The 14380-nt window shown below is 32.9% G+C and carries 19 protein-coding genes; 14 read left to right on the forward strand and 5 right to left on the reverse strand.

What is annotated here, in order from left to right; translation table 11 throughout:
- Positions 1 to 6 precede the first annotated feature (6 nt).
- A complete protein-coding gene (gene fdhD, locus LIX58_RS07680; protein WP_154837707.1) occupies positions 7 to 807 on the reverse strand; it encodes a formate dehydrogenase accessory sulfurtransferase FdhD in 801 nt (266 codons plus the stop codon).
- 208 nt (positions 808 to 1015) lie between these two features.
- Between fdhD and modA the strand changes: the two genes are divergently transcribed.
- From modA to LIX58_RS07705, 5 genes are all read left to right on the forward strand, one after another.
- The gene (gene modA / locus LIX58_RS07685) at positions 1016 to 1804 is read left to right on the forward strand and encodes a molybdate ABC transporter substrate-binding protein (RefSeq protein ID WP_154837705.1); all 789 of its coding nucleotides are present in this window, start codon (positions 1016 to 1018) and stop codon (positions 1802 to 1804) included.
- A 13-nt stretch (positions 1805 to 1817) separates the two neighbouring features.
- On the forward strand, positions 1818 to 2489 hold the full coding sequence (gene modB, locus LIX58_RS07690) for a molybdate ABC transporter permease subunit (protein WP_126565829.1): 672 nt from the start codon (positions 1818 to 1820) through the stop codon (positions 2487 to 2489).
- On the forward strand, positions 2490 to 3095 hold the full coding sequence (locus tag LIX58_RS07695; RefSeq protein WP_126565828.1) for an ATP-binding cassette domain-containing protein: 606 nt from the start codon (positions 2490 to 2492) through the stop codon (positions 3093 to 3095).
- 83 nt (positions 3096 to 3178) lie between these two features.
- Positions 3179 to 4183 carry a ThiF family adenylyltransferase gene (locus tag LIX58_RS07700; protein WP_154837703.1) on the forward strand — a complete coding sequence of 335 codons (1005 nt, stop codon included), beginning with the start codon at positions 3179 to 3181 and terminating at the stop codon, positions 4181 to 4183.
- A gap of 13 nt (positions 4184 to 4196) precedes the next feature.
- Positions 4197 to 4703, forward strand: coding sequence for a molybdenum cofactor biosynthesis protein B (locus LIX58_RS07705; protein WP_126565826.1), 507 nt, complete (start codon positions 4197 to 4199; stop codon positions 4701 to 4703).
- A gap of 79 nt (positions 4704 to 4782) precedes the next feature.
- Here LIX58_RS07705 and moaC read toward each other — a convergent pair whose 3' ends face one another.
- Positions 4783 to 5265, reverse strand: a complete 483-nt coding sequence (gene moaC, locus LIX58_RS07710; RefSeq protein ID WP_126565825.1) for a cyclic pyranopterin monophosphate synthase MoaC — start codon at positions 5263 to 5265, stop codon at positions 4783 to 4785.
- 61 nt (positions 5266 to 5326) lie between these two features.
- Here moaC and glp point away from each other — a divergent pair, with 61 nt between their 5' ends.
- The 7 genes from glp (at position 5327) to LIX58_RS07745 (ending at position 10031) form a co-directional block, all read left to right on the forward strand.
- A complete protein-coding gene (glp, locus tag LIX58_RS07715) occupies positions 5327 to 6586 on the forward strand; it encodes a gephyrin-like molybdotransferase Glp (protein ID WP_154837701.1) in 1260 nt (419 codons plus the stop codon).
- Complete coding sequence (mobB, locus tag LIX58_RS07720) at positions 6583 to 7053, forward strand: molybdopterin-guanine dinucleotide biosynthesis protein B (RefSeq protein WP_126565823.1); 471 nt, start codon at positions 6583 to 6585, stop codon at positions 7051 to 7053. Before glp ends, mobB begins: the two co-directional genes overlap by 4 nt.
- A gap of 8 nt (positions 7054 to 7061) precedes the next feature.
- The gene (locus LIX58_RS07725) at positions 7062 to 7511 is read left to right on the forward strand and encodes a molybdenum cofactor biosynthesis protein MoaE (RefSeq protein ID WP_126565822.1); all 450 of its coding nucleotides are present in this window, start codon (positions 7062 to 7064) and stop codon (positions 7509 to 7511) included.
- A gap of 1 nt (position 7512) precedes the next feature.
- Positions 7513 to 7746, forward strand: coding sequence for a molybdopterin converting factor subunit 1 (gene moaD, locus LIX58_RS07730; protein ID WP_154837699.1), 234 nt, complete (start codon positions 7513 to 7515; stop codon positions 7744 to 7746).
- A 6-nt stretch (positions 7747 to 7752) separates the two neighbouring features.
- The gene (gene mobA / locus LIX58_RS07735) at positions 7753 to 8358 is read left to right on the forward strand and encodes a molybdenum cofactor guanylyltransferase MobA (RefSeq protein ID WP_154837697.1); all 606 of its coding nucleotides are present in this window, start codon (positions 7753 to 7755) and stop codon (positions 8356 to 8358) included.
- 13 nt (positions 8359 to 8371) lie between these two features.
- On the forward strand, positions 8372 to 9394 hold the full coding sequence (gene moaA / locus LIX58_RS07740; protein ID WP_154837695.1) for a GTP 3',8-cyclase MoaA: 1023 nt from the start codon (positions 8372 to 8374) through the stop codon (positions 9392 to 9394).
- Between the two features lie 286 nt (positions 9395 to 9680).
- On the forward strand, positions 9681 to 10031 hold the full coding sequence (locus LIX58_RS07745; protein ID WP_103329052.1) for a SarA family transcriptional regulator: 351 nt from the start codon (positions 9681 to 9683) through the stop codon (positions 10029 to 10031).
- 62 nt (positions 10032 to 10093) lie between these two features.
- Here LIX58_RS07745 and LIX58_RS07750 read toward each other — a convergent pair whose 3' ends face one another.
- A complete protein-coding gene (locus LIX58_RS07750; protein WP_126565818.1) occupies positions 10094 to 11299 on the reverse strand; it encodes an MFS transporter in 1206 nt (401 codons plus the stop codon).
- Entirely contained in the window at positions 11296 to 11733 is a 438-nt protein-coding gene (locus LIX58_RS07755; protein WP_154837693.1) for a MarR family winged helix-turn-helix transcriptional regulator, read from the reverse strand. The genes LIX58_RS07750 and LIX58_RS07755 overlap by 4 nt, the downstream gene beginning before the upstream one ends.
- Positions 11734 to 11906: 173 nt before the next feature.
- Between LIX58_RS07755 and LIX58_RS07760 the strand changes: the two genes are divergently transcribed.
- Complete coding sequence (locus LIX58_RS07760) at positions 11907 to 12668, forward strand: VOC family protein (RefSeq protein WP_126565816.1); 762 nt, start codon at positions 11907 to 11909, stop codon at positions 12666 to 12668.
- A 3-nt stretch (positions 12669 to 12671) separates the two neighbouring features.
- Here LIX58_RS07760 and LIX58_RS07765 read toward each other — a convergent pair whose 3' ends face one another.
- Positions 12672 to 12923 carry a hypothetical protein gene (locus tag LIX58_RS07765; protein WP_126565815.1) on the reverse strand — a complete coding sequence of 84 codons (252 nt, stop codon included), beginning with the start codon at positions 12921 to 12923 and terminating at the stop codon, positions 12672 to 12674.
- Between the two features lie 174 nt (positions 12924 to 13097).
- On the opposite strand from LIX58_RS07765, the gene LIX58_RS07770 reads away from it, so the two are divergent.
- Positions 13098 to 14360: a lipid II:glycine glycyltransferase FemX gene (locus tag LIX58_RS07770; RefSeq protein WP_126565814.1), complete on the forward strand. Its 1263-nt coding sequence runs from the start codon at positions 13098 to 13100 to the stop codon at positions 14358 to 14360.
- The last annotated feature ends 20 nt before the right edge of the window (positions 14361 to 14380 follow it).

Genomic DNA, 14380 nt, shown 5'->3' on the forward strand with positions numbered 1-14380 from the left:
AAATATTTAATTTGACGACGTCACTTTTATTCTCTCCGGATGACTATAGACGTTAAAGTTACCGTCTCTTATAAAACCAATCGCTGTAATATTAAGATCATTTGCGAGTGTAACTGCTAAAGTGGTAGGCGCTGATTTAGATAAAATCATACCTACGCCAATTTTAGCTGCTTTTAGCAATATTTCTGATGAAATACGACCACTAAAGATAAGTACTTTATTTCTCACAGGAATATGACGTTGCAAACAAAAGCCATAAAGTTTATCTAATGCATTATGACGACCAATATCTTGTCTATGTTCGAAAAATTCATTGCCATCACTAATAGCCGCGTTGTGTAAACCACCTGTTTTCTTAAATAAGGTACTTGCACTTTGTAGCGCAGTCATCATGTTCAACACTTGTTTAGGCGTTAAAGTGATTTTAGACATAGATGTTTTAGCAACAGCTGCATCATTATGAAAGTAAAACTCACGACTTTTCCCACAACAGGACGCAATCATTCGTTTAGTGGAGTATTCGAAACGATCGCCTAAATCTTTCGTCAACTCTACATGCGCAAATCCTTTACTATCATCAATTTGTAATGATTTTATTTCTTCTTTTTTGAAAATGGCGCCCTCAGAAGCTAAGAAACCAATGACTAATTCTTCCATATGAGTAGGACTACATATGACAGTCGCAAATTCAGTGCCGTTAACCATAATAGTTAACGGGAATTCAGTCACATAGCTATCGGTCGTTTCAATTAATTGTCCTTGTTCATAGCGAACAATAGATTGCCCTTGAAGTACATCTTTATCCATTTACGGATCTCCTTTATCGATAGATAGTTCTATAATAAAACTTTTTCCAATATTTCTAAAAGATTATGTTTATAATGATGATTGTATCTATATCAGAATAAGTTATAAATATTTAAAATATAATTTTAAAATATTTGTTATTGAACTTTTCAATAAATAAAAAAAGAGTATAATTAAAATTAGAACAATTTATTAGGAGGCTGAAGGAATGAATATAAAACATTTTGTTGCTGCAAGTGCTACATTTGCAGTTGTATTAGCAGGTTGTTCAAATTCTGGAAGTAGTGATGATAACAAGAAATCATCAGAGTCAAGCAATGATGGACAAAAACAAGAATTAAAAATTTCAGCAGCAGCTAGTCTAGGTGACGTGAGTAAAGAACTAGAAAAAGAATTCAAAAAAGATCATAAAAATGCGGATGTAACATTTAATTATGGCGGTTCTGGTGCTTTAAGAGAACAAATTGAAAAAGGTGCACCTGCGGATGTATTTATGTCTGCAAACACTAAAGATGTTGATAAGCTTAAAGATGAAAATAAAGCGCATGATACATATAAATATGCACATAATCAGCTTGTTTTAATCGGCGATAAAAATAGTGATGATGCGTCTGTTAAAGATTTAAAAGGTAACGAAAAATTAGCAATTGGTGAAGTGAAAACAGTACCAGCTGGTAAATATGCGAAACAATATTTAGAAGATCAAGGTTTATATAATCAAGTTAAAGATAAATTAGTATTCGCGAAAGATGTAAAACAGGTTCTAAATTACGTTGAAAAAGGTAATGCTCAAATGGGCTTTGTTTATGAAACTGATTTATACACTAATAATAAAAAAACAGATAAAGTAAACGAAATTAAAAAAGCAGACCTTAAGAAACCGATTACTTACGAAGCGGGTGCAACTTCAGATAATAAACTTGCTAAAGAATGGATGGATTTCTTAAAATCTGATAAAGCGAAAGACATCTTAAAAGATTATCATTTCGAAGTTTAAGGAGGTATAAAGTATGCCTGATTTAACACCTTTTTGGATATCCATTGAAGTGGCTGCGATAAGTACTATTATTGTCACAATCATAGGTATAGTTATTTGTCGGCTACTTTATAAAAAAAGAGGGCATTTTACTAAACTCCTTGAAAGTTTTATTCTATTACCTATTGTTTTACCTCCCACAGTGCTAGGGTTTATTTTATTAATTATATTTTCTCCTAGAAGTGCAGTAGGACAATTTTTTACAAATGTACTACATCTTCCAGTAGTATTTACAATGACAGGGGCAGTAATTGCGTCTGTCATTGTTAGTTTTCCATTGATGTATCAACATACGATTCAAGGATTTAGAAGTATCAACCCTAAAATGCTCAATACGGCACGTACTATGGGAGCTAGTGAGAATAAAATCTTCTTTCGTCTCATTCTGCCTTTATCTAAACGTTCTATTATTGCTGGTGTTATGATGAGCTTTGCACGTGCTATTGGTGAATTTGGTGCGACATTAATGGTTGCAGGTTATATCCCTAATCACACAAATACGCTACCGCTTGAGATTTATTTCTTAGTAGAACAAGGAAGAGAAAATCAAGCTTGGTTATGGGTGCTTGTGCTAGTGGCTTTTTCAATTACAGTTATTGGTATATTAAACTTTGCAAGCCGAGACCTTCCAGAGGAGGTAGAATAAATGTTAAAACTGAAATTACAGTATCAATTAAAAAAGACATTTATCGATATCAATATTAATGATGCTGCTCCTAAAATTTATGCTATACGTGGACCTTCAGGTATTGGTAAAACGACAGTACTTAATATGATTGCAGGTTTGCGTAAACCAGATAGTGCTTATATAAAAATCAATGATCATGTGATTTTAGATACAAATAAAAACGTCAATGTTAAGATTCAAGATAGACGTATCGGTTACTTGTTTCAGGATTATCAGTTATTTCCTAATATGACAGTAAGGAAGAATATTACATTTATGGCAAAACCTTCTGTACATATTGAGGACCTAACAAATCAATTAAATATACGTCATTTGATGGATCAGTATCCAGCTACACTTTCTGGTGGTGAGGCTCAACGTGTTGCTTTAGCACGTACGTTAAGTACTAAACCAGATTTAGTTTTACTAGATGAACCTTTTTCTAGTTTAGATGAAAATACGAGAGATGAAGGAATTAAACTTGTGAAACGTGTGTTTAAAGAGTGGAAGATTCCAATTATCTTTGTTACACACTCCAATTTCGAAGCCGAAGTATTGGCTGATAAAATAGTTAAGATTGACTAAAACAAGCACCTTTTTTTATTGAGGTGCTTTTTTAGTTTATAATTATATAATAAATTGACTTCAAATTAGAGAGGGTTTAATGAATGACACACGAGCGTTATTCAAGACAAATATTATTTAAAGCAATCGGTGAAAAGGGTCAAGAGATGATTGCTAATAAACACGTTTTAATTGTTGGGATGGGTGCATTAGGTACACATGTGGCTGAAGGTTTAACTCGTGCAGGTGTTAAAGCGCTAACGATTGTTGATAGAGATTATATTGAATTTAGTAATTTACAGCGTCAGACGCTTTTCACTGAAAAAGATGCTGAAAATATGCTACCTAAAGTCGTGGCTGCTAAACACCACCTTGAACAAATTAATTCAGATATTCACATTAACGAATATATTCAACATGTAGATTATTATTTTTTAGATACCCATGCTAAGGATATCGACTTAATTATAGATGCAACAGATAATTTTGACACACGACAGTTAATAAATGATTATGCTTATAAGATGAATATCCCGTGGATATACGGAGGGGTAGTGCAAAGTACGTATGCACAAGCAACCTTTATTCCTGGAACAACGCCATGTTTTAATTGTGTGATGCCACAGTTACCATCTATTAATTTAACATGCGATACTGTGGGTGTGATTCAACCTGCTGTAACTATGACAACAAGTTTTCAACTAAGGGATGCACTTAAATTATTAACTAGTAATGACATACCAACGAAACTTACCTATGGTGATATTTGGGACGCTAGTCATTATACGATTGGTTTTAGTCGTATGCACCGTGAAGATTGTCCTACTTGTGGCAATGAACCAACTTTTCCGTATTTAAATCAAAATCACACATTATATGCTACTTTATGTGGTAGAGATACAGTACAGTATGAAAATCCGGATATTACTCAAGAGATGATAACGCAGTTTCTTGATAATCATCAATTAAAATATAAATCGAACCAATACATGGTAATGTTTGAGTTTAAAGGACATCGATTCGTAAGCTTTCAAGGTGGACGCATACTTGTACACGGTACAACAAAGACTTCAGAGGCGATCAATTTAATTAATCAATTATTTGGATAAAGGAGTGTTTAAGATGCACCAACATGAACATGAAAAAGTAGAAAGAAATATTCGTTGTGCAGTTTTAACAATTTCGGATACACGTGATAAAGAAAGTGATAAAGGCGGACAATTAGTCCAATCTTTATTACAAGATATGAATGTAGAAGTGGATGAGGAACATTATGCTATTGTCAAAGATAATAAAGAAGATATTCAATCTCAAATAGACAGTTGGTTGGCTTCTGATATCGATGTTATTATCACTACCGGAGGCACGGGTATTTCTCAAAAAGATATCACTATAGAAGCGATACGCCCATTACTGGATAAAGAAATTGAAGGCTTTGGCGAATTGTTTAGATATTTAAGTTATACAGAAGATGTTGGCACGAAATCACTTCTTTCAAGAGCGATTGCTGGTACTGTATTAAATAAATTAATCTTTACACTTCCTGGTTCAACTGGGGCAGTTAAACTAGCAATTGAGAAATTAATTAAGCCTGAATTAAATCATATGGTATATGAATTGAATAAATAATAAAAAGTCATGAGCGAGTAAAAATGATAGGTTTCCCTAATTTAATTACAAGCTCATGACTATTATAATTAAAAAGAACTTAACGTTGATAATCTCCTGATTTGCCACCAGATTTAGATTCAAGATAAGTTTCGCCAATAATCATACCTTTATCTACTGCTTTCGTCATGTCATAAATAGTTAAAGCAGTTGCTGAAGCTGCCGTTAATGCTTCCATTTCAACGCCAGTTTTACCAGTAGTAGATACGATGGTTGTGATATTTAATGTGTAAGTATGATCTTCATTAACTTGCCATGAGAAGTTGACATCAATACCAGTTAAAGGTAGTGGGTGGCACATTGGAATAATAGTGGCTGTATTTTTAGCAGCCATAATACCTGCAATTTGTGCAGTATTTAACACGTTACCTTTTTTATTTGTATTATCAATGATTTGTTGATAAATAGTTTGATTAACTGTAATGCTTGAATGGGCTTGCGCAGTACGCTTTGTAATGTTTTTATCTGAAACGTCTACCATTTTAGCATTACCTTGTTCGTTAATATGCGTGAATTCTGACATAATAACCCTCCTAGTAGAGTTAGTATATCACGAATTTTATTATTTTATGGAGATGAGAAGAATGGCTGTAGAAAAAAGAAATCCAATACCTGTAAAAGAAGCAATTCATCGAGTAGTACAACAAGATATTTTTACGAAGCATACTACTGTAGCTTTAGAAGATAGCTTAGGTCATATATTATCTGAAGATATCGTGGCAACTTATGATATCCCACGTTTTAATAAATCACCTTACGATGGCTTTGCGATTAGAAGTGAAGATTCAGCAGGGGCTTATTCTGAGAACCGTAAACAATTTAAAGTGATTGATCATATTGGTGCGGGCGCCGTATCTGAAAAAAAAATAGGACAAAATGAAGCTGTACGTATTATGACAGGCGCACAATTACCTGAAGGCGCTGATGCAGTAGTGATGTTCGAACAAACGGTTGAAGATGGTGATACATTTACTATTCGTAAACCTTTTGAAGAATATGAAAATGTGTCACTAAAAGGTGAGGAAACAACAACTGGCGATGTTGTTCTGAAAAAAGGACAGGTGATTAATCCGGGTTCTATAGCTGTGTTAGCTACTTATGGTTATACTGAAGTACCTGTTACTCAAAAACCAAGCGTAGCAATTATTGCTACAGGAAGTGAATTGTTAGATGTACATGAAGAGTTACAACCTGGTAAAATTCGTAACTCTAATGGTCCAATGATTCAAGCATTAGCTGAAAAATTCGGCTTAAAAGTAGAGACTTATAAAATTCAACAAGATGATTTACAAAGTAGTATTGAAGTTGTCAAAGATGCAATGGCTAAACATGATATTGTCATTACAACTGGTGGCGTATCAGTTGGAGATTTCGATTACTTGCCTGAAATATACAAAGCAGTAGATGCGGAAGTATTATTTAATAAGGTAGGAATGCGTCCTGGTAGTGTAACTACTGTTGCCGTAGCGAATGGTCAATATTTATTTGGTTTATCAGGTAACCCATCAGCTTGTTTTACTGGATTTGAACTCTTTGTGAAACCAGCTGTTCAACATATGATGGGGGCTACAGCTTATTACCCGCAAGTCGTTAAAGCAACTTTAATGGAAGATTTTTCAAAAGCTAATCCATTTACACGTTTTATTCGTGCTCATGCATCTTTCTCTCGAAGTGGCGCGACAGTTGTACCATCAGGGTTTAATAAATCAGGCGCAGTAGTAGCGATTGCGCACAGTAACGCAATGATAATGTTGCCAGGAGGAACACGTGGATTTAAAGCTGGCCATACAGTCGATGTCATACTTACTGAATCAAATGTTTTCGAAGAGGATATGACGTTATGATTTTTCAAATAGTAGGTTTTAAAAATTCTGGGAAAACAACGCTTATGCAACATACTATCAAATTTTTAAAATCACATGGCTATACCGTAGCTACTATTAAACATCATGGACATGAAGGAGAAGATATCACCCTACAAGACAGTCAAGTTGATCATATGAAACATTTTGAAGCGGGTGCCGATCAAAGTATCGTGCAAGGTAGCGAATATCAACAAACAGTTACACGTGCGCATAAACAAAACCTTACTCAAATTATTGACGAATCTGTTACAATAAGTTGTAATATCATTTTAGTTGAAGGCTTTAAAAATGAAGACTTTGATAAGGTGATTGTGTATCGTAACCAAGAAGAACTTAATGAATTATCAAATTTAAGTCGTGTGCGTTATCGTTATCATTTTCAAGAAGAGAATGCACTAGAACATTATGAAGAATGGTTATTAGATTGGATTAAACAAAAGGACTGACATATATAATGAAACAATTTGAAGTCGTTACTGAGCCAATTGAAACTGAACAGTATCGAGACTTTACTTTAAATGAACATCAAGGTGCGGTTGTAGTCTTTACAGGGCATGTACGTGAATGGACGAAAGGTGTTAAAACAGAATACCTAGAATATGAGGCATATGTCCCAATGGCAGAGAAGAAACTTGCACAAATTGGTGATGAGATAAATGAGCGTTGGCCTGGGACGATTGCTACGATAGTGCATCGTATTGGGCCACTTCAAATTTCTGATATAGCGGTACTTATCGCGGTATCATCACCTCATCGTAAAGATGCGTATCGAGCGAATGAATATGCGATTGAACGTATTAAAGAAGTTGTGCCTATTTGGAAAAAAGAAATTTGGGAAGATGGCGCTGAATGGCAAGGCCATCAACGTGGTAGTCACGAAGAAGCAACTAAAGGAGATGTCTAGCGTGAAGGTGTTATACTTCGCAGAAATAAAAGAGATATTACAGACTGACTCTGAAATGATAGATATTAATGAGGAGCTTAGCGTAGAGCGCTTTGAACAAATGTTATTTGAACGTCACCCCTCTATCAAAGATAAAAAATTTCAAGTTGCAGTCAACGAAGAATTTGTAAAAAAAGAGGATATCATACAGCCAACAGATGTTGTGGCATTGATTCCACCAGTTAGTGGGGGTTAAAAGGGAATGAAAGCAATTATATTAGCAGGCGGTCATTCAGAACGTTTCGGCAAAGCAAAAGCCTTTGCTGAGATTGATGGCCAAATGTTCTATCAACGTATTATTCATGTGCTAGAAGAAACGAACATGTTTAATGAGATTATTATTAGCACGAATGATCAGCTTGCTAACCAATTTAAACATGACAATATTATTGTCGATGATTCAGAAGAGAAAGATAAAGGTCCACTTGCAGGTATCTATACCGTAATGAAAGCGTATAGTGACGAAGAATTATTCTTTGTCGTATCTGTAGATACACCGATGATTACTGGGAAAGCGATTAGCGTGTTATATCAATTTATGGTTTCTAAATTAATTGAAGATCAAATTGATATTGCTGCTTTCTCTGAAAATGAAAAAATTATACCAACTATCGCATTCTATAGTCCAGACATCTTAAATATTATGGAACAAGCCTTGAAATCAGATGATTATAGCTTACGACATGTCTATCAACAGGTGAATATTAAGACGTTAGACGTAAACGAAATTAACTCACCAGACTATTGGTATAAAAACATTAACTATCAACATGACTTGGACACTTTAAAACAACAAATAAATTATTAAGGAGGTCCGTGTTATGGTAGCTCAAATTAAGGATAAACTAGGACGCCCTATTCGAGATTTGCGTATATCAGTAACTGATCGTTGCAACTTTAGATGTGATTACTGTATGCCGAAAGAAATCTTTGGGGATGACTTCGTATTCTTACCGAAAGATGAATTATTAACGTTCGAAGAAATGGTCAGAATTGCTAAAGTTTATGCTGAATTGGGTGTGAAGAAACTACGTATTACCGGTGGAGAACCGCTACTAAGACGCAATTTATATCAATTGATTGAAGAACTTACGCGTATAGATGGTATTGAAGATATTGGAATGACGACGAATGGCTTATTATTAAAGAAACATGGTCAAAAACTCTATGATGCTGGTTTACGCCGTATTAACGTGAGTTTAGACGCGATTGATGATGAAGTCTTTCAAGCTATTAATAATCGTAATATTAAAGCTTCTACGATACTAGATCAAATTGATTATGCTGTATCGATCGGTTTCCATGTAAAAGTTAATGTGGTCATTCAAAAAGGTATTAATGATGATCAAATTATTCCAATGATTAAGTATTTCAAAGATAAAAACATCGAAATCAGATTTATAGAATTTATGGATGTCGGTAACGATAATGGTTGGGACTTTAGTAAAGTGGTTACTAAAAATGAAATGTTAGAAATGATTAAAGAACAATTTGATATAGAACCTTTACCTCCTAAATATTATGGAGAAGTGGCTAAATATTATAGACATAAAGATAATGGAGCGAAATTTGGGCTCATTACAAGTGTATCAGCTTCATTCTGTTCTACTTGCACGCGAGCACGTCTATCTTCAGATGGAAAATTTTATGGATGCTTATTCAGTACAGTAGAAGGTTTTAATATTAAATCGTTTATTCGCTCAGGCGTTACAGATGATGAATTAAGAGAACAATTGATTCGTTTATGGAATGTACGTGATGACCGCTATTCAGATGAACGAACAGAGCAAACAGTGAAGAATCGTCAACGTAAAAAAATTAATATGAATTATATCGGTGGTTAAATGTTAAGCTATAGCAAAGTGATTAATTAATATCAATTGCTATAGCTTTTTAATTAAGTAATGATTCGCTCTCGATTAAATAGTTAGATGGAAAAAATATGGTTTAAGTATGGAATGTATGAGTAGAAAAGACCTCATGAAAATCAAGTTTTATATTAAATAAGTAATGATATTAAAATAAAATTTGTAATAGATTAAATTGTGTATATGTTATATAATTAAATTAAGCAATTTTAATTATGTAATGCAATTACTACAACAGAGAATCAACATTGGAGGCATTTTTATGAATAACAAAGTACAACGTTTTATAGCAGCTGAAAGAGAATTAAGTCAATTGAAACACTGGTTAAAATCATCATATAAAATTTCAATAGAAGAATTTGTCGTACTTTTTAAAGTCTACGAAGGTAAAAAAATTAGTGGTAAAGAATTACGTGATACATTACATTTTGAAATGTTATGGGATACAAGTAAAATAGATGTAATTATTCGTAAAATTTATAAAAAAGAACTTATTTCAAAATTACGTTCTGAAACAGATGAAAGACAAGTATTTTATTTCTTTAATGCAAAGCAACAACAATTATTAGATAAAATGAAAAGTGAAATTGAAGCAATTGGTATTGCTAACTAATAAATAATTAAAATACCGCAATGACGTTAAATTAATAACGTATTGCGGTATTTTTTTATAATTTAATTTGTTGTGCTTTTAACTTTTCGTCCATGTACAAAGAAGTAAAGGGCAGTACATAAAACAGCTACTACAGCCATAATAATATAAACTTGAGTATAAGTAATTGAATTAGTGAACAAGCCTAGTAATGAAGGTCCGAATCCAATACCTATATCTAAACCGATGAAGTAAGTAGAAGTAGCGATACCATATTTACTTGAAGGTGAAACTTTAATAGCAATGGCTTGCATTGAAGATGATAAGTTACCATATCCAACACCTAAAAATACACCTGAAAGTAACAACATCCAGCTACTATGACTTATTACTAATAAAACGAAAGAAATGATTAAGGCTACAAATGCCGGATAGACTACCACATTTTCATTTTTAGCATCAATTAAACGACCAGCTATCGGACGAGTAATTAACGAAGCAACAGCATAACAAATAAAGAAATAACTAGACGCTTCTACTAAGTGACGTTGTTCAGCGAAGAATTTTAAGAACGTTAGAATTGAAGCGTAATTCAAACCGATAACCATCATCACAATAGCTACTGGCACGGCTTCTTTAGCAACAAAATTGTGAATACTGAAACTTGAAGCTTTTGAAATTTTTTTATCTGTATCATTCGTAACAGGGTTAAAGTCAATTTTAATAAAGATTGAAATAAGTAAGCTAATCACGCCAAGAATAACACAGATTACAAATAATAGATTAATTGAAAAAGATTTCATTAATAAAATCCCGAAAAATGGGCCAACTGCTGTTCCTAATACTAAACTTAAAGAAAATAAACTGATGCCTTCACTTTTACGTGATACAGGCGTTACATGTGCAGCAATTGTACCAGTTGCTGTTGTGGCTACTGCAGTAGCAATACCATTAATTAAACGTACAAACATAAGAAAGCCAATTGATCCAGGAATAAAATAAAGTAATTGCGTAATAACTAAGAAGATAAGTCCAGTAATTAATATCTTTTTAGGACCAAATTTATTGACATACTTCCCAGTAGCAAAACGTCCAATTAATGAGCCAACGATAAAGAGACCTACAACTAGACCTGAAAGGCTGTCAGAAGCATGAAACGATGTTTTACTATAATCAGCGATAATAACAAGTAATAAATACATGCATAAATACACAAAGAAGTTAATCGTAAAGTTCACAGTGAAACTCTTCGTAAAAATAGGTTGTTTTAAATTTTGAGCTTGGTTCATTCTTTCTCTTCCTCCTCAGATAATGTTTGATGTAATTTAGCCATAGTTGAAATAACATGTTCTAAATCTTCAGTAGTTAAATTTGATTTTTCAATCAAATGATTTTGAATAGGGGTAATTCGATAATTCACCTCTGTAAATAACTGTTGGCCTTTTTCAGATAGATTCAAAATCTTCTCTCTTTTATCTTGACCTGTTGTAATAGTGAGCAATTCTTTTTCAGATAACGCTTTAATAATCTTTCGAGTGGTAGGTTTTTCAATAAAACGGCGCTTAGAAATTTGAACTAGTGTAGTAGGAGCACTATTTGCTATATCTCTTAGTACTAACCACTGACCAGTATGCAAATCAAATTCATCTAATATAGGTTGCGTACGTTTAATATAAGGGCGATAAATACCAATAAAACTATTAAAGAATTCATTTGTAAGCATAAAATAACTCCTTTTATAAATGGTTAGCCAAGCTAACTATTGGAATGACAAATAATATTATACGACTAAGCTGTAAAATTTGCAATAGCAAGATAATAAGATAAATGGAAGTAATATTACCTACATTTTGATAAAATAAAATTGAATTGAAATATAAAAAAGGGGAAAAACTGATGGAATTGAGATTTGACCATATTATTCATTATGTTGATCAATTAAATAACTTTAAATATCCTGGTAATATTTTGAAATTAAGTGGTGGGGGGAAACATCATAAGTTTGGTACATTTAATCGTTTAGCATATATTAATGAAAATTACATTGAATTATTAGATGTAGAAGATGTTGAAAAGTTAAAAAAAGAAGCTAAAACGGAAGAAGGTCGAGTGGCATTTGCTACGAAGATTGTTCATGATCATTTCCAACAAGGTTTTAAAACAATGGCTTTTAGAACAACAGATATAGAAGCGCTAAAACAAACACTTCATGAACATAATGTAGATACAATTGGACCTATTGAAATGCATAGAGAAAATAAAAAGGGAGATAAAACGGGCTGGAAATTATTGTATATTGCTGACCCTGATTATATGGTTAAACCTCCGTTCTTTATAGAGTGGGAAGATAGTGAGGAACAACGCAATGAAAAATTAGCAGATTTATATCAAAAGCATTTTACTATTGATCGCATTATTATTCATAGTTCTAAGCGTTCGAAGACACTATCAAAATGGCAGAAATGGTTTAAAATGCGCATTATAGATGAAGGAGAAGATTACACGGATTTACAACTCACTGATGACAACATCATTTATCGTGTTCAAGATGGCCAGACATCTGGCTATAAAACAGTCGTATTTAAAGATAAAGAAGCGACTGCACCTTATTCCATCATTGTGAAAGGTGCTAAATATCGCTTCGAACCAGTAGACTGAAATCTAATATAAATAAATATAAGTGCTATGTGCAATTAGGGCGATATGCACTATTGCTAATAATAATGATAGGATGCTTAACATTGTCGAAAGACGTGTGGTTCTAAGCAATAGAAATAGCACAGTTAATACTAAACTTAAGCCAACAAACATCACTCTTAGACTAAAGTATGCAATTGAAAGTGGTTGGCTTAACGTGATTATAATAGCAATGAGATTAATAATGATAAAGATAGCTAATAATATATTTCTCAATGTCCATTACCTCTTTTATATAAAAAATTGGAAATTTTAATTTTAGAGTCTATATAGTATAGCAGATTTTAAAGAAATTAAATAATATCAAACTTCAATAGTATGTTTGTCGACACTCACTATTGTAGACTGTATAATGATAATTAATGTGAAAATAAAGGAGTTTTTTATAGCATGGAAAAGATGAATATCACTAATCAAGAACATGACGCATTTGTAAAAAACCATCCTAACGGCGACTTATTACAACTTACGAAATGGGCAGAAACAAAACGTTTAACAGGATGGTATTCAAAACGCGTTGCCGTTGGAGAAAATGGTGAGATAAAAGGTGTAGCTCAATTATTATTTAAGAAAGTACCGAAATTACCGTTTACATTATGCTATGTATCTCGTGGATTTGTAACGGATTATAGTAACAAAGCTGCACTTGAAACACTTTTAGAAGAAACAAAAAAAGTGGCTAAAGCTGAAAAAGCATATGCTATTAAAATCGATCCAGATGTTGAAGTGGAACATGGAACGGAAGCACTTAAAAACTTAAGAGCATTAGGCTTTAAACATAAAGGCTTTAAAGAAGGCTTATCAAAAGATTACATTCAACCACGTATGACAATGATTACGCCTATTGATAAATCAGATGATGAAATCTTTAAAAGTTATGAACGTCGTAACCGTTCAAAAGTACGTCTAGCTTTAAAACGTGGTACGAAAGTAGAACACTCAGACCGTGAAGGGTTAAAAACATTTGCTAATTTAATGAAGATTACTGGTGAACGTGATGGCTTCTTAACGCGTGATATTAGTTACTTTGAAAATATTTATGATTCATTACATGAAGATGGCGATGCAGAATTATTCTTGGTTAAATTAGAACCTAAACCAGTTTTAGAACAAATTAATAAAGATTTAGCAGAACAAGAGGCTGAAAAAGAAAAACTTCAAACTAAATTAGAAAATAAACCAAATGATAAGAAAAATGCAAACAAACTTAACGATGTTGAGAACAAAATATCTAAAACAACTGAATTAAAAAATGATATGGAAGATTTAAAACAAAAACACCCAGAAGGCGTATATTTATCAGGTGCTTTACTTATGTTTGCAGGTAAAAAATCATATTACTTATATGGTGCATCATCAAATGATTATCGCGACTTTTTACCAAATCACCATATGCAATATGAAATGATGCGTTATGCAAGAGAACACGGCGCTACGACTTATGATTTCGGAGGCACTGATAACAATCCGCCTAAAGGTTCAGAACACTATGGCCTATGGGCATTTAAAAAAGTATGGGGAACTTATTTAAGTGAAAAAATTGGTGAGTTTGATTATGTATTAAATCAACCGCTTTATCAGTTAATTGAACAAGTTAAACCTCGATTAACTAAAGCTAAAATTAAGCTTTCTCGCAAATTAAAACGTAAATAATAACACAGTACTCAAGTAAT

The organism is Staphylococcus sp. Marseille-Q1834 (genome assembly GCF_916858875.1).
In the GTDB taxonomy this organism is placed as follows: domain Bacteria; phylum Bacillota; class Bacilli; order Staphylococcales; family Staphylococcaceae; genus Staphylococcus; species Staphylococcus pragensis.